The organism is Fontivita pretiosa (assembly GCF_050410795.1).
Lineage (GTDB): Bacteria > Planctomycetota > Phycisphaerae > Tepidisphaerales > Tepidisphaeraceae > Fontivita > Fontivita pretiosa.
In genome coordinates, this window is the sequence record NZ_CP191258.1 from 4,450,130 (window position 1) to 4,471,886 (window position 21,757).

Sequence of the window (21,757 nt, forward strand, 5' to 3'; positions counted from 1 at the left end):
TCTCGCCGCCGTTCAATTGATCCCGAATGCCTTGCGCACCTTGTTGACGTTGCCATCGTCGAAGGCGCGGAAATAGAGCGTCACGTACTGATCGGCCACGCCGAGTGTGAAGGTATTCGGCTGGATGACTGCCCAGTCCTTCTCCTGAAGAGGCCAGTAGACGCAGTGTCCGTCGCTGTAGCCGACGACGATGCCGTAGGGCCTGGTGTGCGGCCAGTGCGCCTTCCATCCATCGGGATAACCGAAGCGATCGGCGATGATCGCCCTGGTGCCGCGAAGTCTGCCGGCCAGCGCTGCGATGTGAATGCGAACCTCATCGGCGCGATCCGCGGCCAGCGCCGCGGCGCCCACCAGGCCGTCGAAGCGAGGAATCCCCGACATGCCCGGATCCGGCGGCCAGTACGCGATGCAGAAGCGATAGTTGTAGCTGGTGTGCAGGCTGGGTCCGGCGACGCCGCCGTTGTATCGCGGAACCCAGTGCTCTTCATAGCTGATGATTTTGGCGGCCGGGCAGTAGAAGATTCGACCGTCTTTCACGATCCCCCGGACCCACAGCCAGCCAAGGTTCGTGTAGCCGTCCTTGTGTGCCGGCCTTGGCCCCGGGCCGTTGTTGGGACCATAGCCCGGTTCGTTATCGACGCGCGGAATGTCCCCGCCATCCATCCTGATGACGTAGCTGGCCGAGACGCTGGCGCGATGCACGCCGCAGGGCATCTTGTTGCGATAGCTGGCCTGATACTGGATCACGCCTTGAAGAAGCTGTCGCTGGTTGTTCATGCAGCCGACGCGCACGGCGCCGGCGCGAGCCTTTTGCAGGGCAGGCAGCAGAATCGCGATCAGCACCGCGACGATGGCGATCACGACCAGCAGCTCCACCAGCGTAAACCCCCGAGCGACCGTCTGGTTTTCAGGTCTGCCGGTCAACATCGGATGTTCCTGCCAAGTTCACACTGGCCGGAGATGCGCTGAGGATGCGTTGCCGCGCCCGCGGGCGCAGCAACCAACGGGCTACCAGTAGTACGGCCGGATGTCGCCGTTGTGGCTATAGCGGGCGGAGGACACGTCGGTGGTGATGGGCCGGTCGCCCCGTCCCATCTCATCGGGCAAAGCCCACTTCACGTGCCCATCGGTGTACAGGCGGTTGCTGCCGGTTACGAAGCTGCGCAGCGCCACGCGTTCGGGATTGAACCAGTTCCGCACCGCGTGGTTGCTGTAGAACCATTTCACGCTGGGCACCGAACCGTTGAAGTTAAAGCCGTTGTCCGGCGCGGCAAAGTACAGATTCAGATCAGTGACCATGATCTTCACCGGCCCCTTGGACAGCCGGAAGGATGCCACGGTAGGTGGATTCTCGTACCACTTGGTTCCGCTGTTGCGCTTGATGCTCTCCTCGTCTCCATATCCGATGAGGTAGCAGTAGTTGACAATATAGTTGCCGGAAGGCATATGCCCGGGCCAACTGTCTCGTGGACGACCTCCTTCCATAGGAAAGTCGGTGGCCGGGCAGCCCATGACGCTTAAAGTCAGCCCGTGGCGCATCAGCGGCTGAACCAGAGTCTTGTCATTCCACTGGTACGGATAGGGCCAGGAATCCGTCCGCGGATCCTGAATCCGCGGCGCCCAACCTCTGCTCTGGACGGCATAGCCGAGAATGGCCTGTCCAATTGTGCGCAGGTTGCTGGCACATTGGACTCGCAGCGAGGCGATCCTCGCCTTGCGCAGCGCCGGGAAAAGGATCGCCATCAGGATCGCGATGATCCCGATCACCACGAGCAGCTCAATGAGGGTAAAACCGTCGGAGGACCGCCGGCGGCCAGACAGGGTAAGACGACGCACGGCAAGCATGGTTGGCGACTCCTTCCGCGCACCGGCGCGCGGGCAGAGAGAAGCGACACGAAACCGGACGACGTGACTCTGGTAGATTATCTTTAGAACACAGGTACGTCAAATAAAAATAACATCTTATCGAGAACAATTGTGCCCGGTTCCTGGCACTTTAGCGAGGCGCGAACATCCCGCTGGCGCCGGCGATCGGCCCAATGACAAGACGCCTGTGACACGCAGCGTCCGCTTGCTCTTGTGCGTTATGCGCAATCAAGTTGCGAAAACACCGCGAGATGGCGTATGCTGGCGGATGTTGTCTGTTGGCAAGGCTGTGTTGCTACGGTTGGTGCACGTGTGTGACTGCCGCCAACATCATGTCTGCTCCTGTCTGCACTGAGATGCGCGCCGACCGCTTCTTTTTCAGCGCCACCCGCGCGGGAGGTTCGCCATGACCACCCAGTCAGATCACCCGGTGCCGGCTCCCAATCCGGCTGCTCCGCCCGCCTCAGGTTCAACGAAGGTCCACCACAGCCACAGGCTGCTGTACACGATCATCGCGATCCTGGTGCTGGCCAACGGCGTGCTGATGTGGAACCTGGGCTCTTTCCGCCCTCGACCGAAGATCGCGATCGTGACTTCCGGGGAAGGACCCTATTGGGATACGGTCATCAGCGGTGCTCAGGAAGCGGCGCGGGTCTATGACGTGGACCTGACCGTCATCAAGACCCGAACCGATGTCGAAGCCCAGACGCAGGCGATTCGCTCGCTGCTGGGCAAGGGATACAAAGGCGTGGGCGTCAGCCCGATCAGCCCCATCGGACAGGCCGGGATCCTCGCGGAACTGGCCAACGAAACCACGCTGGTGACGTTTGATTCCGACAGTCCCGTCTCGCGCAGGCTCTGTTTTGTCGGAACCGATAACTACACCGCCGGTCGAATCGCCGGCGAGCAGGTCCATCGCGCGATTCCCGAAGGCGGTGAAGTCGCCATCGTCATCGGCAACCTCGACAAGGAAAACACCCAGCGACGACGCCAGGGCGTCATCGACGAACTGCTGGAACGCCCGTTCAATCCCGATCAGGCGATGGACCCGCCCGATCAGATTATCCGAGGCGAAAAGTACACGATCCTGCCCACCATCGTCGATCACTCCGATCCGGCCACCGCAACCGCGATGGCGATCGAGGCGATCAACCAGCACCCCAACCTCAAGTGCTTCGTCGGGATGCTCTCCTACAGTACGCCCGCGATCCTGAAGGCATTGCAGACCACCGGCAAGCTCGGACAGATCAAAGTCGTCGGCTTCGACGTCAACGACCAGACGCTCGAGGGGATCGAGGCCGGGCACGTCTTCGCCACGATCATGCAGGACCAGTTCGGCTGCGGTTATCACACGGTGCGTCTGCTGGCCGAGACGGCGCGCGGGGATCGTTCCGGTTTGCCGACGTTTCAGCGTCGCACGCTTCCGGTGGAGGTGATCAACCGGGACAACGTGGACACGATCCGCGCGCTGGTGCACGAGGAAGGGATCATGCCCGCGCCGTCCCCCGCGACGCAGCCCGCCGCCGGCGCCGGCTGAACGCCGAGGGGCGCCGCCGTCTCATCGGGCATGAGCCGGCTTATCACTCGACCAGGTTCTTCTCGAAGACGATCAGGTTATCCGCGTGGGTGGAATCCCAGCGGATACCGACGATGTCATAGCCCATTGCAATGGCGAAGTGGATGAACTCGCGCTGGTGATTGAGGCATTCGCAGCGGATGTATTCGTAGCCGTGGTCCTTGGCCCAGGCCTGCTGGGCTTCCTGGAGCTGCCTGCCGATGCCGTGCCGCCGCAGCTCCGGTAAGACCGCGCCCAGCCAGTGGTAGAACATTCCCGGCTTCAGCTCGAAGCCAATCCAGAATCCAACGGGCCGGCCATCCATCCGGGCGATCAGCGTCAGCGTGTTGTACCGCCCCAGAAAGCGACGCTTGAAATGTTCCAGCTCGCGTTTGGGGCGGAACATGGCGTTGTACAGCTCCACGGCCTGGGGCAGGAGCTTTTCGTCGGCGATGATGATCTCGGCCTGGGCCACGGATGCATAACCTCCCGGAGCGTGATCAGGGCGCGCAGATTGTAGCGAAAGCTCGGGAAGATTTCATCGTCTGCCGCTCTGCGTGCTTCGGCGCGTCCGGCGGCGGGAAGCGGCGAAAACCGGGCGGTTGTGATCAAGGCTGTGAGTGAAACAACACGACCCGCTCGCTGATGCCACGTTCCTGGAGATGGGTGATCAGCAGGGCGATATAGCTGGCGCGGATCAGCGGGCGGTCCTCGAGCTGAAGCGCCTGCCTTACACCCAGCACCGCCGGCTCGCTGGGACCTTCGATCTCCACGAATTCCCCCAGATACGGCAGTTCATCCAGCTCGACCTGACAGTCGCCAAGCGTCCAGCTCTCCCGGCGTTTTTGAAAAGTCAGCACTCGTCGGAATCCCAGTGCCTCCAGCAATGCCATGGCATCCTTGGGGCTGCCGACGCTCAGTTCGCGTTCCTCGCGGCTCTTGAGCGTGCCGTGTTGCCGCGGGCCTTTGAACGTGATCGTTGCCTGTTCCTGGCCGCTGTGCAGGTCTGTGGTATGTCTGAGGCGCAAGCCCTGATCGCGCGCCAGCAGCGAGCGGTCCTCGGTGTCAAAGAAGGTGTTGGTCTCCAGGACCACTCCGCGGCGTTCGCCGCCAATGCGCTCAAGCCGCTTGCGCACGGGTTCGAGCTCGGGCACCTTCATCTTGGCTTCAATTTCGATGGGCATGGGAATCATGACGACGTGACGAGGCGAGCCGGTGACAAGGCGATGACGGTCAGACTCGCATGTCATGTGGTCAGCTTGTCACGTTGTCACCTTGTTATCCGCTCTCACCCCACAACCAGGTTCACCAGCTTCTTCGGCACGTACAGGCGCTTGCGAATCGTCTTGCCTTCGATCCACGGGCGGACGCGCTGGGCGTTCTCGGCGGCCTGCAAGACGGTCTGCTCGTCAGCGTCAGCCGGCACAGTGATCTTATCCCGCACCTTGCCATTGACCTGCACCGGCAGTTCCAGCATCGATTCGACCAGCTTGCTCGGGTCAAACTGCGGCCAGGGACGACGCGCCAGGCTCTTGTGATGCCCCAGGCGTTGCCAGATCTCCTCGGCGATGTGCGGAGCGAACGGCGAGAGCAGCAGCGTGAACGTCTCGGCCAGCTCGCGCGGGATCGACTTCAGCCCCGTCATCTCGTTGTTGAGCTTGATCAACTCGGCGATGGCGGTGTTGAAGCGCAAGGCGACGATATCCTCGCCGACCTTCTTGATGGTCCGATGCAGCATGCGATCCATTGCTTCGGGGATCGGCCCGTCGTTCACCTTCGTGCCTGCATGCGTGCCCGACTCTGTGCCCTGCTCATCACCGACCAGGTTCCGCCAGACGCTGTTGAGGAACCGCATCATCCCGATGATGTCGCGGGTATTCCATGGCTTGCTGGCTTCCAGCGGACCCATGTACATTTCGTACAGGCGGAAACAGTCGGCGCCGTAGTCGCGGACGATCTCGTCGGGGTTGACCACATTTCCGCGGCTCTTGGACATCTTGAACGCGCGGGCGTCCACCGTGATCGACGGGTCGCTTTTCAGCACGAACTTCTGCCCGACCTTCTGAACCTGTTCCTCGTCGATCCGCTCGCCGATGAGCTTCTCGCCAGTCTGCCTGTGGATGGCGGTCATGGCCGGGCGATCGCCGACGACCTCTTCCTTCACATCCGTCAGCTCATCGGCGGAGACATACGTGCCATCCGGCCGTCGGAAGACGTGATATTCCATCTCCCCCAGGATCAGCCCCTGGTTGACCAGCCGCTGGAACGGCTCGGGGGTGCTGACATGGCCCAGGTCGTACAACACCTTGTGCCAGAATCGCGCGTACAGCAGGTGCAGCACCGCATGCTCGACGCCGCCGACGTACAGGTCCACCGGCATCCAGTACTTTTCCTTGGCCGGATCGACGAAGCGCTGGTCGTTTTTCGGATCGATGTAGCGCAGGTAATACCAGCAGGATCCGGCCCACTGCGGCATGGTGTTGGTCTCGCGCGTGTAAACCTTGCCGTCCTTCTCGTAACGCAGCCAGTCTTTGGCCTTGCTGAGCGGGGGTTCGGGCGTGCCGGTGGGCTTGAAGTCGTCCAGTTCCGGCAGGGTGACGGGCAATTCCGATTCGTCGACTGCGTAGGGATGGCCCTGTTCGTCGAAGACGATGGGGAACGGCTCGCCCCAGTAGCGCTGCCGGCTGAACAGCCAGTCGCGCAGCTTGTACTTGACCGCCCGCACGCCGTTGCCCTCACGCTCCAGGGTCTGGATGATGTGTTCCTTGGCCTGGGCGGTGGGCATGCCCTCGATGATCGGGCTGTTGATCGCGATGCCTTCGCCCTCGAAGGCGCGGTCGGCGGGAGCCTCGCCCTGCACCGGTCTGACCACCTGACGGATCGGCAGGTTGAACTTTTTGGCAAACTCGTAGTCGCGCTGATCATGCGCTGGAACGGCCATGATCGCACCGGTCCCGTAGCTCATCAGCACGTAATCGGCGATATAGATGGGGATCTTCTCGTCGTTGACCGGGTTGATCGCATACGCGCCGGTGAAAACGCCGGTTTTGTCCCTGGTTTCGGCCAGTCGCTCGCGCTCGCTCTTGGCCGCCACCTGCGCCCGGTACGCGTCCACCTCGGCCCGGTGCTCGGGCGTGGTGATCCGATCCACCAGAGGGTGCTCGGGAGCCAGCACCAGGTACGTGGCGCCGTAAATCGTGTCCGGGCGCGTGGTGAAGACCGTGATGACGTCTTCGTCTTTCTCGATCGATGCAGAACCCTCAGCCGTGCCTTCTTCGACAGTATCCGCGGACGAATCCGGGGTTGGATGCGCGATCTCGAAATCGATCTCGGCTCCCACGCTGCGACCGATCCAGTTTCGCTGCATCTCCTTGAGCGATTCCGGCCAGTCCAGCAATGACAGGTCTTCCAGCAGCCGGTCGGCATACGCGGTGATCCGCAGCATCCACTGCCGCATCGGACGCCTTTCCACCGGATAGCCGCCGATCTCGCTCTTGCCGTCGATGACTTCCTCGTTGGCCAGCACCGTACCCAGCGCCGGACACCAGTTCACCGGCACCTCATCCAGGTAGGCCAGCCGTTGGGCGTCGATGACCTCTCGTTGCTCCTCGGGCGACAGCTCGCGCCACAGCCGCTCGACTCGCACCTCTCCCGACAGCGCTTCCATTCCCTCATGCACGGGATTGACCTTCAACTGCCCATCCGGCGCGATCACGTAGTTGTCGTTCAGCAGCTCGTTCATCAGGTGGGTGATGGGCTTGGCCTTCTTCTCCACCGGATCGAAATAGCTGTTGAAGATCTTCAGGAAGATCCATTGCGTCCACTTGTAGTAGTTGGGATCGGTGGTGTTGATCTCCCGATCCCAGTCGTAGCTCAGACCCAGCATCTGGATCTGCCGGCGGAAGTTGGCGATGTTCTGTTCAGTCGTGATACGCGGGTGGGTGTTGGTCTTGATCGCGTATTGCTCGGCCGGCAGACCAAACGCATCCCAGCCCATCGGATGCAACACGTTATACCCCTGCATCCGCAGGTAGCGCGAGACGATGTCGGTGGCGGTGTATCCTTCGGGATGCCCGACATGCAGCCCCGCGCCGCTGGGGTACGGAAACATGTCCAGCACGTACATCTTGGGCATCGAGCCGGCTTCCTGCGGGTCCAGTGCCCGAAACGTCTTGTTTTCCAGCCAGTGCTGCTGCCACTTCTTTTCGATCGCCGTGAAGTTGTAGGGCATGGCGGTGATCTTACGCAAAGCCGGGCCGACACGTAAGCACCGCAGCATGCACCGGGGAAGTCGGATGGAACCTGTGTCCGGCAACTGCGGCTTTGCGATGCGGCGATCGGCCAGGGGTCGTCCAAAACCCGCGATCCTCAAATTTTCTCCAACTCCACCCCGATCTGTTCCGATAACAGGAACAGGCGACAGGCGATTGCTGCCTGACGACCTGGGAGGTCGAGGGTCATGATGGTTCTTGTGCGAACAGACGTCGAGTCTTCCGAAGCAACCGAGCGGGCCGGCAGCGGCACCGAGGGCCAGGCGCGTCGCTGGCCGGCAGAGCGGCGACGCGGCCTGCGAATCCGCCAGCATCGCCCGGTCAAGGTCTATGAGCCGTCCTCGGCTCGATTCATCGGCGGGCAGACTCATGACGTCAGCGCCACCGGCCTGAAAATCGAATTGCCCGCATCAGCTCCTGTGCAGGTGGGCAAGCTGCTGAGCATTCACGTGGGCATCGGCGAGCAGGGCACGCCGCTGGCCAACCGCCGGCAGATGATCCCCGCTCGCGTGGTGTGGGTGAACCGAGGCGGCGACTCTTCCAGCCCGACCATCCGGTCGATGCCCCGGCTGACCGCGGGCGTGGAGTTTCTTGCCAGCATCGCCGCCCATCTCGACGCCGCCTGAGCACCCCTGTTGCTACTGCTCCTGCGGCGGGATCCCCTGTCACATCGCCCGCTGCATCACTACACTCAGGGGTATGTTCCAGGTGGTTCCCAGCATCGACCTCCGCGGCGGCAGGGTGGTTCGACTCCAGCAGGGCGATTACGCCAGAGAGCTCCAGTATGTCCTGGACCCTATCGAAACGGCCCGCTCTTTCCACGCCGCCGGTGCCCAGTACATGCACATCGTCGATCTGGATGGCGCCCGCCAGGGCGCGGTAACGCAACTCGATTTGATCAGGCAAATTGTGCAGGCGGTTCCACAGTTGCGGGTGCAAGTCGGCGGCGGGGTGCGATCCACGCAGGATGTCAAGCGGCTGCTCGAGTGCGGCGCGGCACGAGTCGTCGTCGGCACTCGGGCCATCGAAGATTGGGCGTGGTTTGAATCTCTGATGGCTGATGGGTCGCTGGCGGGGCGCGTCGTGCTGGCATTGGACGCCCGCGACGGGCGCGTCGCCACCCGCGGCTGGACACAGACAACCCCAAAGCTGGCCGTCGAGATCGCCCGGCAGGTCAGCGACTGGCCGTTGGCGGGGATCCTGTACACCGATGTTGCCCGCGACGGCATGCTCGAAGGGCCGAACCTCACACAGACCCAGCTCTTGGCCCAGGCCGGGCGCGTTCCCGTCATCGCCAGTGGTGGAGTGGCGGGTCTGGAGGATGTGCGCAAACTTCTGGAGTTGCCGATCTGGGGGGTGGTGGTCGGGCGGAGTCTGCATGAGGGGCGGCTGGACCTGCAATCGGCGATCGCACTGGCGCGCCGGCGCTGCTGCAACATCTGATTTGACAAACGACTGAACAAAACCACCGGCCGGCAAACAGCCGCATCTTCAAGTGTCGATAAATCGGAATTTCCTGTTAACAGTCGGCCGGGCACGTGGTATATTTCTGTGCTGTCACTCCCGACGTTTTTCTCGCCAAACGGGGAGCTGAGCAGAAGGTTACGTACTGCACAGGCTCAATTAAGAGGGAAGCTACGTGAGAACAATGCTTTCAGCGCGCTGCGCGCTGATGGGTGCGCTGTGTCTATGCGCCCCATCCGCGACCTTTGCCGGCTTTACCCCCATCAATCCTCCGGTGGGAGAGGATACGCACCGCGAGATCCTGTCGTTCATCTATGGCGGCAACTTCCAGCCGACCGGAGCGCACAACCTGGATTTCACCAACGGGCAGATCACTGCTGTCCGCATTGATGATTTCCCCGATCCGCAACCCGGCCGCGCGCCGCTGTTCGAGCCGTTGAACATCATCGGTGAAAACGGCAGCGACGACCAAACCTGGTTTGCTGATTACCGGGTAGCCTCCGCGGAAGCCAAGTTTGCCGTCTACGATCAGAACTTCGGCTATTTCGCTGGTCCGGCGGGCGGGTCGTACACCATGCTCTTCGACCAGACCGGCTGGGGCTATCAGGTGCAGGGCGACGCCGACCTGACACGCCTGGCCGGACAGATCCTGCGCTGGGGCCGCGGCGGGGAGGGGCGAATCCTCTCCTCCAAGCCCTCGGATAACGCCGACGGCCGTGACCATATGGTCACCTACCGCATCGAGTTCAACCAGATCCCCAGCCTCGACCAACCGCCCCAGCCACAGTTCCAGCTCACGACCTGGCTGCTGTTCTGGGAAGACAAGTTCGAGGGCGAACAACTGGCCGACTTCGACTTCAACGATCTGGTTGTCGAAGTCAAAGCATTGCCGATCCCTGAGCCGGCGACGATCAGTGGTCTGCTGCTGGGTGGCGCGGCGATGGGCCTGACACGCTCGCGGCGAAGAAAATAGGGCGTCTGCTGCGGCCAGACGAATACGAAAGTCGTAAGAGGGAAGTGCTCCGAAGCCCGGTGCGGTGAGCGCCGGGCTTCATTTTGCGCGCCGACCGGTTCCTGCGCCGGCGATGCGCCTGCTGAGACTTTGGCCGGCCTATCCGAATCTGCCCGTCAGATACTGCTCGGTAAACCTGTTCGATGGATTGGTAAAGATCTTCTCGGTGGTGTCAAACTCGATCAGCTTGCCCAGGTACATGAACGCCGTGAAATCGCTGATCCGCGCCGCCTGATGCATGTTGTGGGTCACGATCAGGATCGTGACCGACTTTTTCAGCTCGGTCATGAGGTCTTCGATCCGGCCGGTGGCCAGCGGATCCAGGGCGCTGGTCGGCTCGTCGAAGAGGATAAGCTCCGGCTCGGTCGCCAGTGCCCGGGCGATGCACAGCCGCTGCTGCTGCCCGCCGGACAGCACCTGCGCCGGGCTGTGGAGCCGGTCTCTGGTCTCCTCCCACACTGCCGCCGACCGCAACGCCCGCTCGACCCTTTCGTTCAGTACCGATCGGCGGTTAATGCCGCGCAGTCGCAAGCCATACGCCACGTTTTCGTAGATGCTCTTGGGAAAGGGGTTGGGTTTCTGGAAGACCATGCCGATCCGCATGCGGGCTTCGATCGGATCTATGTCCGCTCCGACCAGATTCACCGCATCCGGATACAGCATGATCTGTCCTTCGTAGCGGTTGCCCGGATACAGGTCATGCATGCGATTGAACGACCGCAGCAGCGTGCTCTTGCCGCAGCCGCTCGGGCCGATCAACGCTGTGATCCTTCGCTCGGCAATGGGCAGGTTGATTTGCTTGAGTGCCTGGAAGCTGCCGTAGAAAAAGCTGAAGTCTCGTACCTCGGCCTTGAGTGGCCCGGCGTCAACAGCCGCAGCCGCCGCGTCGTCGGTGAAGCGACCGTGCCGCGAGGAGCCGAGCGACTGGGGAGATGAGCGCGTCATCATCGGGCGGTCCTTCACCACTTGAACGACTTGCGGGCCCGCAGGCGAAGAGCGATCGCGATCGCGTTCAAGCCCAGCGTCATCGCCAGCAGCACGAGGCTTGCGGCGGCGGCGTTGGCGTGGAACTCGGGCTGCGGGCGCGACACCCAGTCGAAGACCTGCATCGGCACCACGGTGAACTTGCTGTTGAGAAACTCCAGGTTCACGAACGGCGGTTGGGTCTGCACCGGCCAGGGTGGAAGAAAACTGATGAACAGCACCGCGCCGATGACGACCAGCGGCGCCGTTTCGCCGATGGCGCGGCTCATGGCGATGATCGAGCCGGTGAGGATCCCGCCCATCGAGTAGGGCAGGACGTGGTAGCGAGTCGCCTGCCACTTGGTGGCGCCCAGCGCGATGGCGGCCTCGCGAACGGTGTTGGGCACGGCGCGGATCGCCTCGCGCGTGGAGATGATCACGATCGGCAGCACCAGCAGCCCAAGCGTCAGCCCAGCCGACAGAACGCTCCGCTCCAGGTGCAGCGCGAAGATGAACAGCGCCAGCCCCGCCAGGCCCCAGATGATCGACGGCACGCCTGCGAGGTTGGCGATGTTGAGCTCGATCAGGGCGGTGAGCCTGTTTTTCGGGGCGTATTCCTCGAGGTAGATGCCCGCCGCCACGCCCAGCGGAATCGCGAGGATCATGGTTACCAGCATGACCAGCAGCGTGCCGACCACACCGGGCAGGATGCCGGCGCGAGAGGGGCTCATCGACGGCATCGAGGCGAAGAAGCTGCGCGAGCGAAGCGGCGCGATGTCGGAGGCGGTGATCAGCCCAAGCTCCGGCTTGCGTCCGCGGCGTCTAGCATCGACCGCCACTCGCCTGCCCTGGAACTGGCTGAGGTTGATCTGGCCGGTTTTGCCGTCGGCCAGTTCCAGTCGCATCGGATCCGGGTACAGGACAAACTCGGATGATGCCCGCGGTTGAGCATGAGCAGAGCCGGAAGCGCCTCCGTCGTGACCGGCTCTGATGAGCTGACCGACGATGTCGGGATCGCCGGGGATCGGATCTCCGGGGGGCAGGCTGTCGGGGATGGCCAGGACGGCGTCGGCGTCCATCACCCGCTCGCCGGCGCGGGGCAGGTCGCCGCGCACCGCGACGCGCCGGCCCGCAAGCCCAGCCACCTCGCCCGCCTGTTGCGACAACACCCGCAGCTCGATCGGATCCTGCTGGAGGATCCAGGTACCTTCAGCAGTGCGGCGAACCGTGCCCACGATTTCCCGGAATCCAGGCGGTTGTCCGTCGGGTTTGACTTCGTGAGTACTGAGCAGCCGCCCCGCGCCATCGCGCACCAGTCCGGCGATCAATCCTCCCAGAACCAGCAGTGCAAGCACGATCAACGCCGCTCCGACGAGATTGAAGATCCGGTCGGATCGCTTTCGCCGACGGATCAGCGTCCGCGCCGCTTGCAGGTTCTGCACGATGTCGCTCACGCGTAAGCCTCCCGATACCGCTTGCGAACAAGCTGCCCGCCGACGTTGAACACCAGCGTCAACAGCATGAGTGTCAATCCCGCGGCGAAGATGGTCTGATAGCCGACGGATCCGTGCGGCGTGTCACCCTTGGAAATCTGCACGATGTAGGCGGTGATGGTCATGCCCTGGCTGGTCGGGTTGAAGGTGAGCTGCGGCTGTTGCCCGGCGGCGATGGCGACGATCATCGTCTCCCCGATCGCCCGCGCGATCCCCAGAATGTACGCCGCCGTGATCCCGCTGAACGCCGACGGCACCACCACGCGCCAGGCGGTCTGCATCCTGGTGGCGCCGGCGGCGAAAGAGCCTTCGCGCAGCGACATCGGCACCGCACGCAGCGCGTCCTCGCTGAGGCTGGCCACGTACGGGATGATCATGATCCCCATCACCACCCCCGCCGACAGCATGTTGAATCCCGGCAGCTCGATGCCAACTACCGCCAGCACCGACCGCAGAATGGGTGTGACGGTGATCAGCGCGAAATACCCGTAGACAACGGTGGGAACCGCACTGAGCAGCTCGAGCACCGGCTTGAGAATCTCGCGAAGCCGACCGCTGGCGTACTCGCTGAGCCAGACCGCCGAGATCGTCCCGATGGGAACCGCCACCACCAGCGCCACCAGCGTGGTGACCAGCGTGCCGCTGAGCAGAGGCAGGATCCCGTATCGCGGGTTGGCGAAGGTGGGAGTCCACTGCGTGTCGAACAGAAAATCCCGGATCGGAACCGCACGGAAGAACGGGATGCTTTCGTAGACAAGCATCCCGACGATCCCCAGCGTCACGACGATCGAGGAGGCGCCGCAGACGAACAGCACCGCCTCGATCGCACGCTCCTTGAGTCGCTGAAGCGCGCCGGTAATCCCGGGTGACTCGAACGAAAGGTCCGGCAAGTCTTCGCCAAGCTGGGCAGAGCTTGCCGGAACCGCCATTTCATCCTTCATTCTTCTGCCTTCATCCTCTGATTGATCCGGATCAGGGCTACTCTTTGAGCTCCTTGGCGAACAGCTCCTCGATCTTCATGCCGACCTGTTCCCGTCCGCCGAAGATCGTGCCGGTCTTTCGGGCTTCAACCCGCTCCAGGGCCTTGTGGTAAATCTCCTCGGGCAGAGGCACGTACTTGACCTGCTTGACCAGATCCGTTGCGTTCTCCAGGTAGAACTTGACGAACTGGTAGACTTCGGGCCTGTCCAGCGAGGCGGCGTTGACATAGATGAAGATCGGCCGCGACAGCGGATTGTAGCTGCCATCCTTGACCGTCTGGGGCGAAGGCAGCACGGCGCGGCCTTCCCGGTTGACGATCGGAACGGCCTTGAGCTTGTCGCGGTTTTCAGCGTAATAGGCATATCCAAAGTAGCCCAGGGCATTGGGGTCCGAGGCGATCCCCTGCACCAGCACGTTGTCATCCTCGGAGGCGGTGTAGTCCCCGCGGCTGGCTTTGCTCTTGCCGACGATCGCCTCGGTGAAGTAGTCGAATGTTCCCGAGTCGCTGCCCGCGCCGTAGAGCTTCAGCGGGGCCTTGGGGAAACTGCTGCGGATCTGATTCCAGTTGGTGATTTTGCCCTGCGCGTCGGGCTGCCACATCTTTTTCAGCTCCTCGACAGTGAGCTGATCGACCCAGTTGTTGGCGGGATTCACCACCACGGTCAGCGCGTCGAACGCCACGGGGATCTCGATGAACTTGATGCCCGCCTGCCTCGCCTGATCGATCTCCGACTGGAGGATCGGGCGTGAAGCGTCGGAGATGTCTGTCTCGCCGCGAACGAACTTCTTGAATCCCCCGCCCGTGCCGGAGATTCCCACCGTCACCTTGACCTGCGAGGCGGACTTCTGGAACTCCTCGGCCACGGCCTCGGTGATCGGATAAACCGTGCTGGAGCCGTCGATTCGGATGATCGACTCAGCCCGGGCCAGCGGAGCCAGGCCAAAAGCGGCGGCGACGAGCATCGCGGCGCAGGCGGCATTGCGAAGGATGTTGAGCATCGACAGTGTCTCCTTTCGAGTATGCTGTGCCGCGGCACGCTATGCCCCGTGTGTTAGCATCGTGTGAAGAACCCGTTAGCGGTGGTGGAAATCTTACTGCCTGGGCGGGCCGCCGGCCTGGCGGGTAGAATAGGCATCTGGCTGCTCAACCATCAATACCAGGGAGACATCATGTTCCGCATCCGGTCGTTCATCGGGAGCTTTCCGCTGCTCGTGGTTGTGGTCTTGGCGCTGGGTCTGTCGCTGGCCGACCCGTTCGAGTCAACCCGCTGGAAGATCAAGGCCGTGCCGGACGACGATGCCCGCCAGGCCAAAGCCAAAGAGTTCGACGATGTTATCAGCTTCAAGGGCAGCCAGTTCAGCAGCGAGTACCTCGGGAAGCTGGGTTTCAAGCCCGCGCCTTACGAAGAGGACACGCGTCGATTCGGTCCGGCGAACTTCTCGGCGGAACAGACCAGCCAAGCCGAGGGCAAGGTGCACTGGAGCGGCACCGTCACCGCCGCCACGATCAATGGGCAGCTCAAGTGGACCAGGAAGGATGGGACTGAGCTGAACTACACGTTTCAGGGGGAGAGATTGCAGAATTAGCCGCCACGGCGCTCCGACCATGTGTCTGTGGGAGCATGGCGCTTTGGTTGCGCGCGCCGTTCGGCTATGATTTCATCAGGTCCATCAGCGAAACGGTTGCACAATCCTGCCACTGGATGACCGATCCGTCGTGAATGGGCTCCTTCGAGGAGACGGCGATGCTGCCTGCACAATGGGAGACGTTCAAGCGTGCCGCGCGTCTGGAAACGCTCGATAAAATCCCCATGGCATTGATAATCGACAGTCCCTGGATTCCCGGATACCTGGGAATCTCCCACCTGGACTATTACCTGGACCCCGAACTGTGGTTCCAGTCCAACCTCAGGATCATGCGCGAGTTTCCGCAGATCATCTTCGTTCCGTCCTGGTGGGTGGAGTATGGCATGGCCGCCGAGCCGTCGGTCCTGGGGGCCAAGATCAAGTTCTGGATGGACAACACCCCCAGCGAGTACCACCGCCTGGACCGGCTGGAGGACATTGATCTGCTGCCGGAATACGAGGTGGAGGCCGACGGGTTCGCCGCGTTGACGCTGCATCGCTACCGGATGCACCGTCAGCGGATCCTGGATCATGGATACATTCTGCCTTTCGTGACGGCGCGCGGCCCGCTGTGCACGGCGGGGTTCGTTCGCAGCACCACCAACCTGATGGTCGATCTGGTGGAGAACCCCGAAGGCGCGCACAAGCTGATCGACCTGTGTACACGCGTGGTGATCGACTGGCTCAAGGCACAGCACAAGGTGCTCGGGGACACGGTCGAAGGGCTGTTCCTGCTGGACGACATCGTCGGCTTCATCAATGAAGAGCACTACCGCGAGTTTGCCCATCCGTACCTGAAGCGGATCTGTGATGCGTTCCCCCAGCACTGGATCAAGTTGTATCACAACGATGCCGAGATCGACGCCTGCCTGGATCACCTGCCCGATTGCGGCTTCCATGTGCTGAACTGGGGCAAGCAGAAGGACATCCGCGAGGTCAAGCGGCGGGTGGGCGATCGCATGTGCCTGATGGGAAACGTCAATCCGCTGGAAATCGGCGTCCGCGGCACTCCCGAAGAGGTCAAACGCGCGACGCTGGAGTGTCTGGAGGGCGGGGCCAGCGACGGCAAGGGGATGATCTTGTCGGTCGGTGGCGGCACCAGCCCCGGCATGCCGCGGCAGAACATCCTGGCGATGCTCGAGGCGCTGGAGGAATTCAACGGCAAGAAGTTGGCCCAGGTCTGAATGGAGGACGGCCCAGCGACTGGCTGGCCGCAGCGGAAATAGCCATGCCCGATTACGCCCTGATGAACCAATGCCTGTACGAAGGCAAGGCCAAGGAAGTCGAGCAGATGACCAGAGACGCTCTGGCGGAAGGCCGGCCGGTGCAGGAGATCCTCAACGAGGGACTGATCGCCGGGATGAGCGTGGTCGGCGAAGACTTCAAGCACAACATTCTCTATGTGCCGGAGGTGTTGATCGCGGCGCGCGCGATGAAGGCGGGGATGGCGGTGCTCAAGCCTTTGCTCAGCGCCAAGGACAGCGGCACGAGGCGAGTGGGCACACTGCTGATGGGGACGGTGCGCGGCGATCTGCACGACATCGGCAAGAACCTGGTCTGCATGATGGCCGAGGGCGCCGGATTCGAGGTGCATGACATCGGGGTGGATCAAAGCGTCGAGAAGTTCATGGCGGCGGCGGACCGGGTCAAGCCGGACATCATCGGGATGAGCGCGCTGCTGACGACGACGATGACGTACATGAAGACGGTGATCGACGGATTTCGCTCGGCAGGGCGGACGCAGATCAAGTTCGCCGTCGGCGGGGCGCCGATCAGCCAGATGTTCGCCGACGAGATCGGCGCCGATGGATACGGGCAGAACGCCTCGGCGGCGGTGGACCTGTTTTTGCGACTGGTCGGCGCCGCCAACGCCCCCGCCGAAGCGAGTCTTCCTGGGCCTGCGTCGTCGCCATCATCCCCGCCAACTGGGCGAGCGGGAACGCGAACCACCTACAGGATTCTGTACTGGCAGGAGTTCCCCTCGCAGATCCGGGCCGAGGACGATGCGGGAAATGAAGTGAACCTGGAGCTTGGCCCGAAGGTAACGGCGATGATCGACGCGGCGGCGCAGAAGCGCGGGCTGACCGATTCGGACTCGTACACGGCGCAGTGGAAATGGTCCGACGAGCAGCAGCGACCCGGTTCGGCGCAGGAGGTGGCCGAAGCCGTCAAGGCCGAACTGCTCAAGGCGGTGAATGGATGAGCGGGGCTGGATGGTGCCCACAGATGCGGGCCAGGCGATGAGCTGATATGCCGGTGTTGATGACCATCAACGGAATCCAGACGCAAGTGCGTCCGGGGGATCTGCTGTTTGACCAGGCCGAGCGCGTGGGCGTGCGGGTGCCGACCTCGTGCCAGAAAAGTGGCAAGTGCAAGGAGTGCGTGGTCGAAGTGAACGGGGGGATGGATCTTTTGTCGCCGCCGACCGAGGCCGAGAAACACCTGAAAGGCAACTTCCGTCTGGCGTGCCAGTGCCGCGTCATCGCCGACCAGGGGCAGATCCGCTGTCACACGATGCGTCGCGGGCAAATGCGCATCGAGCGGCACGCTCTGGGGCTGCCGACCAGCGGCAGGCCGATCCCGCTGGATCCGTGTGTGACCCGCGACGGAGATCGGATCCTGATCGACGGGGTGGAGATCGAGCGATCCACCGGGCCAATCCACGGCATCGCGCTGGACCTGGGCACGACCACGGTGGTGTTGCGGCTGTTTGATCTGGAGACCGGCGAGATGATCGCCGACGCATCGTTCGAGAACCCGCAGCGATTCGGCGGGTCGGACGTGATGTCGCGCATCCGCTACGACACCGAGCACGGCGGGAAACTGCTGATGCGCACGCTGGCCGGATACCTTTCGCACGTGATCGAGGCGTTTCCCGTCGATCCCAGATCGATCTATGAAGTGGTGGTTGTGGGCAACTCGACGATGCGCGATCTGTTTTTCCGGCAGAGCGTGTATTCGATCGGGCAGCATCCGTATCGCTCGATCACTGAGATCGAGATGATGCAGGGCAAGCGGAGCTCGACGAGCCTGAGCGACACGGGCAGACGATGCCTGCTGCCGATTCATCCCCGGGCACGTGTGTGGGGCGCGCCGATCATCAGCGGGCACGTGGGTGCCGACGCGGCGGCGTGCATGCTGGCGGTGGACCTGGCGCACGAGGAGCGGCTGGTGGCGATCATGGACATCGGCACCAACACCGAGCTGATCGTGGGCAACCGACACCGTATCCTGGCCGCGTCGTGTCCGGCCGGACCGGCGTTCGAGGGAGGCGCGATCGCCTGCGGAATGCCCGGGCTGGATGGCGCGATCGAGGACGTGAGCATGAACGGCGACGGGACCTTCCGCCTGGGCGTGATCGGCAATGGCCCGCCACAGGGAATCTGCGGCTCGGGCCTGGTCGATCTGCTGGCCGAGCTTTTGCGCACCGGGCGGATGAACCCGATGGGGCGGTTCGAGGATGGCCTGGATCGCGTCGTGCTGGACGCGCAACACGGGATCTATTTCCTTGAGAGCGACGTGAACGAGCTGGCGCAGGCGAAGGCCGCCAACGCCGCCGGACTCCAGATCGTTTTCAGCAACTACGGAATCGACTTTGACGACGTCGAGGTGTTCTACCTTGCCGGGGGGTTCGGCAAGCATCTGAAGATTGAATCGTCCAAGCGAATCGGGCTGATTCCAAACATCGACGACTCGAAGATTGTGCAGGTGGGCAACGCGGCGATCGAAGGAGCCTGCATCGCGTTGCTCTCGAAGACCAAGCGTCAGGAGCTGGAGCAACTGGTCAAGCGGGTTGAGCATTGCCGACTCGAGACGCATCCGCGGTTTTTCGACTACTTTGTGGAGGGTTGTCAATTCAAGCCGCTGGAGACGGCGCGAGCGCACGTTGCCGGTTGACCGAGCCGCCCGCCGGGCGGGCCGTGGCCGGCCAGGTTGCATCGTATGTTCGAGTTGATCGACCCATCTCCGCAGGTACAGGTTGATCCGGCGGAGTACGCGCGGCTGCTGGGATATCCGCGCGGACACGTGCTGGAAGGGCGCGCCAGGGAGCTGGCCGGCTGGGTGCGCGCCTGGTACGCGGCGCATGCCAGGCCGTGGGTGTACGCGCGAGCGGCCGAGCGGGTCGAAGTGATCAATGGCTCAGTCCTGATCGACGGGGTGAGCTTCACCAGCAGCCGGCTGGGACAGATGCTTCACGATGCGGAGGCGCACGGTGCGATTCTGGTGGCCGTCAGTGCCGGAGCTGAGCTTGAGGCCGAGGCACGCCGCGCCTGGGAGCAGCACAGGCCCGACGAATACTTCTTCCTGGAAAGCTACGGAGCGGCGGTGGTCGAGCACCTGGTGACCACCACAGGCGCGCGGCTGTGCGGCTGGGCCGAGACCGCCGGGCTGGCGGTGCTTCCGCATTACAGCCCCGGATACAGCCAGTGGGATGTGTCACAGCAGCCTCGATTGCTCGAGCTGATCAAGAGCAACTGGACGCAGCGGATGCGGCTGGAGCTGGATGCGCTGCCCAGCGGGATGCTGCGTCCGAAGAAGTCGTTGCTGGCCGTGTTCGGATTGACGCGACAGGTGAAGCGTGTGCGGCAGCGGCTGACGGAGCTGGTGCCGTGCCAGAGCTGCTCGTTCGGGCCGTGTCAGTTCCGGCGGGCGCCGTACCGGGGCGTGCCTGACTTTTCGCGTCCGGAGATTCCCTTGCCACAAGTGCCGCCGGCTGCTGCGTCGCCGTTGCGACGGGATGCCCGATACATCACGCCGACCAACGCCCTGGCCCGCTGGGCGCAGCAGCGGCTGAGCCTGAGCGACCTGCCCGATGGCACGATCCGGGCGCAGTTCGTTTATGAGGGCACGACCTGCACCAACATGGGGCGAAAGTTCAAATTTCATTATGAAGTGCGGCTCGGCCCGGCGGAACAGGGGTATTTGATCCTTCAGCAGCGCTGCCTTCCGGCGCCCGGGGATGAGGGGCACCGCTTCATGTGCCGCTACCTTGAAGACGGCCAACGGTTGCTCGACGCGATCGCGCAGGATCAGCCGCTGCTTGGCCAGCCTTTGGATGCGGCGTTGAATTGGCGGCGGGAACTGGACGCGGCGGGGTGTTATTGTGAGCCGTCGCGGCGGCTGCACAAATGGGGGCTGGTGCTGGAGACAATACACTATGCACTGGTGCAGCGAAGCGCCGGGACAGAATCAAGGCACAGCGCAACAGAGATCCGAACCACGGAATCATGATGAAAAAGCCACTACTTGAAGCGATCAAGGACAGGCCATTGCTCGGCGACGGGGCGATGGGGACGCAGCTCATGCTGGCGGGGCTGGAGCAGGGACACAGCGGCGAGCAGTGGAACCTGACGCATCCGGATAAAGTCCTGGCGATCCAGCGCCGCTACGCCGAGGCCGGCTCCGACTGCATCATCACCAACACATTCGGCGGCTGCCGGATCATGCTCAAGCGCCACGGGCTGGCGGATAGGGTTGTGGAAATCAACAAGGCGGCGGTGGACATCGTTCGCCGCGCGTTTGGCGATCGCCAGGGGTACATCCTGGGCGACATCGGTCCGTTCGGCGGCTTGATGCAGCCCTATGGGGACATTCCCGAGGAGGAGGTGCGCCAAGCCTTCAATGAGCAGGCCCGGGCGCTGGTCGAAGCCGGCGTTGATGCGATCATCATCGAGACGATGACTTCGCTTGAGGAGCTGTTGCTGGGCATCGAGGCGGCCCGGGCGGCGGGAGCGCCGTGCGTGATCGGCTCGATGGCCTACGATGTGACGCTGGATGGCTCGACGTTCCGGACGATGATGGGTGTGGATCCGGAGCATGCCGCGCAGTTCATGGAGGAACACGGCGCCGACATCGTGGCGCTGAACTGCGGCACGGGAATGGACATGAACCGCGCCCGCGAGGCGGTGCTTCGCTACCGCAAGGTCACCAGCCTGCCGATCATGGTCCAGCCGAATGCGGGACAGCCGAAGCTGGTCAACATGAAGGTCACCTACGACCAGTCGCCTCAGGAGATGGTCAAGGGCGTTGTGCCGCTGCTGGAGGCTGGCGCAAACATCATCGGCGCCTGCTGCGGCAGCACGCCCGAGCATATCCGCGCGTTCCGCCAGGCGATGGATGAGTATCTCGGTCAAAGATGAACACGGGGAGCCAGGACATGAAAAGCAAACTCTGCGACGTCAACGAATCGGCGAAGCAGAAGCTGCCGCAGTTCACCGATGACCGATCGGGGATCGGCGTGCACTATGTGGATGCATATCTGAAGCCGATGAATGCGACGCTTCAGGACGGGACGATGGTCAAGTGCAAGCGTCGTGGGCTGAAGATCACCCTGACGGTGGGAACAAAAAAGGGCGAGGGGCTGATGCGCCGGCTGGAGTTCGGCCCGGATCCGGTGGCGATGCTGGATGCGGCGTTGCAGGAGGCGGCGCGGGCAGCGGGAGTGAGCCTGACGGTGGAGAACGGGGCCATCTGGGTCGATCCTGGCACCTGAGGGGTTGCCGCGGGAGGCCGCGCGCGGATGATG

19 protein-coding genes and 1 pseudogene are annotated in these 21,757 nt (G+C 63.0%); 11 read left to right on the top strand and 9 right to left on the bottom strand.

Annotated elements, in window-relative coordinates; all coding sequences use genetic code 11:
- Positions 1–12 precede the first annotated feature (12 nt).
- Both ACQS5P_RS18050 and ACQS5P_RS18055 read right to left on the bottom strand, forming a co-directional pair.
- Complete coding sequence (locus ACQS5P_RS18050; RefSeq protein ID WP_428938015.1) at positions 13–927, bottom strand: type II secretion system protein; 915 nt, start codon at positions 925–927, stop codon at positions 13–15.
- A gap of 81 nt (positions 928–1,008) precedes the next feature.
- Complete coding sequence (locus ACQS5P_RS18055) at positions 1,009–1,845, bottom strand: type II secretion system protein (RefSeq protein ID WP_428938016.1); 837 nt, start codon at positions 1,843–1,845, stop codon at positions 1,009–1,011.
- 427 nt (positions 1,846–2,272) lie between these two features.
- Between ACQS5P_RS18055 and ACQS5P_RS18060 the strand changes: the two genes are divergently transcribed.
- Positions 2,273–3,403: a substrate-binding domain-containing protein gene (locus ACQS5P_RS18060; protein WP_428938017.1), complete on the top strand. Its 1,131-nt coding sequence runs from the start codon at positions 2,273–2,275 to the stop codon at positions 3,401–3,403.
- 43 nt (positions 3,404–3,446) lie between these two features.
- Here ACQS5P_RS18060 and ACQS5P_RS18065 read toward each other — a convergent pair whose 3' ends face one another.
- From ACQS5P_RS18065 to leuS, 3 genes are all read right to left on the bottom strand, one after another.
- Positions 3,447–3,896 carry a GNAT family N-acetyltransferase gene (locus tag ACQS5P_RS18065; RefSeq protein ID WP_428938018.1) on the bottom strand — a complete coding sequence of 150 codons (450 nt, stop codon included), beginning with the start codon at positions 3,894–3,896 and terminating at the stop codon, positions 3,447–3,449.
- A gap of 133 nt (positions 3,897–4,029) precedes the next feature.
- Positions 4,030–4,605, bottom strand: coding sequence for a class IV adenylate cyclase (gene cyaB, locus ACQS5P_RS18070; RefSeq protein ID WP_428938019.1), 576 nt, complete (start codon positions 4,603–4,605; stop codon positions 4,030–4,032).
- Positions 4,606–4,709: 104 nt separating this feature from the next.
- Positions 4,710–7,652 carry a leucine--tRNA ligase gene (gene leuS / locus ACQS5P_RS18075; protein ID WP_428938020.1) on the bottom strand — a complete coding sequence of 981 codons (2,943 nt, stop codon included), beginning with the start codon at positions 7,650–7,652 and terminating at the stop codon, positions 4,710–4,712.
- A 228-nt stretch (positions 7,653–7,880) separates the two neighbouring features.
- Here leuS and ACQS5P_RS18080 point away from each other — a divergent pair, with 228 nt between their 5' ends.
- From ACQS5P_RS18080 to ACQS5P_RS18090, 3 genes are all read left to right on the top strand, one after another.
- A complete protein-coding gene (locus ACQS5P_RS18080; protein ID WP_428938021.1) occupies positions 7,881–8,318 on the top strand; it encodes a PilZ domain-containing protein in 438 nt (145 codons plus the stop codon).
- 73 nt (positions 8,319–8,391) lie between these two features.
- The gene (gene hisA, locus ACQS5P_RS18085; RefSeq protein WP_428938022.1) at positions 8,392–9,135 is read left to right on the top strand and encodes a 1-(5-phosphoribosyl)-5-[(5-phosphoribosylamino)methylideneamino]imidazole-4-carboxamide isomerase; all 744 of its coding nucleotides are present in this window, start codon (positions 8,392–8,394) and stop codon (positions 9,133–9,135) included.
- Between the two features lie 205 nt (positions 9,136–9,340).
- Positions 9,341–10,129 (top strand): PEP-CTERM sorting domain-containing protein, encoded by a 789-nt coding sequence (locus ACQS5P_RS18090; protein WP_428938023.1) that lies wholly within the window; start codon positions 9,341–9,343, stop codon positions 10,127–10,129.
- A 138-nt stretch (positions 10,130–10,267) separates the two neighbouring features.
- Here the strand turns inward: ACQS5P_RS18090 and pstB are convergent, their stop codons facing one another.
- The 4 genes and pseudogenes from pstB to ACQS5P_RS18110 form a co-directional block, all read right to left on the bottom strand.
- Complete coding sequence (pstB, locus tag ACQS5P_RS18095; protein WP_428938024.1) at positions 10,268–11,116, bottom strand: phosphate ABC transporter ATP-binding protein PstB; 849 nt, start codon at positions 11,114–11,116, stop codon at positions 10,268–10,270.
- 11 nt (positions 11,117–11,127) lie between these two features.
- Positions 11,128–11,904: pseudogene (gene pstA, locus ACQS5P_RS18100) on the bottom strand (phosphate ABC transporter permease PstA); the annotation flags it as partial.
- A 677-nt stretch (positions 11,905–12,581) separates the two neighbouring features.
- Complete coding sequence (pstC, locus tag ACQS5P_RS18105) at positions 12,582–13,565, bottom strand: phosphate ABC transporter permease subunit PstC (RefSeq protein WP_428938025.1); 984 nt, start codon at positions 13,563–13,565, stop codon at positions 12,582–12,584.
- 37 nt (positions 13,566–13,602) lie between these two features.
- Complete coding sequence (locus ACQS5P_RS18110; RefSeq protein WP_428938026.1) at positions 13,603–14,604, bottom strand: PstS family phosphate ABC transporter substrate-binding protein; 1,002 nt, start codon at positions 14,602–14,604, stop codon at positions 13,603–13,605.
- A 171-nt stretch (positions 14,605–14,775) separates the two neighbouring features.
- Between ACQS5P_RS18110 and ACQS5P_RS18115 the strand changes: the two genes are divergently transcribed.
- From ACQS5P_RS18115 to ACQS5P_RS18145, 7 genes are all read left to right on the top strand, one after another.
- Entirely contained in the window at positions 14,776–15,192 is a 417-nt protein-coding gene (locus ACQS5P_RS18115) for a hypothetical protein (protein ID WP_428938027.1), read from the top strand.
- A 158-nt stretch (positions 15,193–15,350) separates the two neighbouring features.
- The gene (locus tag ACQS5P_RS18120; protein ID WP_428938028.1) at positions 15,351–16,415 is read left to right on the top strand and encodes a uroporphyrinogen decarboxylase family protein; all 1,065 of its coding nucleotides are present in this window, start codon (positions 15,351–15,353) and stop codon (positions 16,413–16,415) included.
- A gap of 44 nt (positions 16,416–16,459) precedes the next feature.
- Positions 16,460–17,434, top strand: a complete 975-nt coding sequence (locus ACQS5P_RS18125; RefSeq protein ID WP_428938029.1) for a cobalamin B12-binding domain-containing protein — start codon at positions 16,460–16,462, stop codon at positions 17,432–17,434.
- Between the two features lie 47 nt (positions 17,435–17,481).
- Complete coding sequence (locus ACQS5P_RS18130; RefSeq protein ID WP_428938030.1) at positions 17,482–19,128, top strand: ASKHA domain-containing protein; 1,647 nt, start codon at positions 17,482–17,484, stop codon at positions 19,126–19,128.
- A 45-nt stretch (positions 19,129–19,173) separates the two neighbouring features.
- On the top strand, positions 19,174–20,463 hold the full coding sequence (locus tag ACQS5P_RS18135; protein WP_428938031.1) for a hypothetical protein: 1,290 nt from the start codon (positions 19,174–19,176) through the stop codon (positions 20,461–20,463).
- Positions 20,463–21,371: a homocysteine S-methyltransferase family protein gene (locus ACQS5P_RS18140; RefSeq protein WP_428938032.1), complete on the top strand. Its 909-nt coding sequence runs from the start codon at positions 20,463–20,465 to the stop codon at positions 21,369–21,371. Before ACQS5P_RS18135 ends, ACQS5P_RS18140 begins: the two co-directional genes overlap by 1 nt.
- 17 nt (positions 21,372–21,388) lie before the next feature.
- Complete coding sequence (locus ACQS5P_RS18145; protein ID WP_428938033.1) at positions 21,389–21,724, top strand: hypothetical protein; 336 nt, start codon at positions 21,389–21,391, stop codon at positions 21,722–21,724.
- The last annotated feature ends 33 nt before the right edge of the window (positions 21,725–21,757 follow it).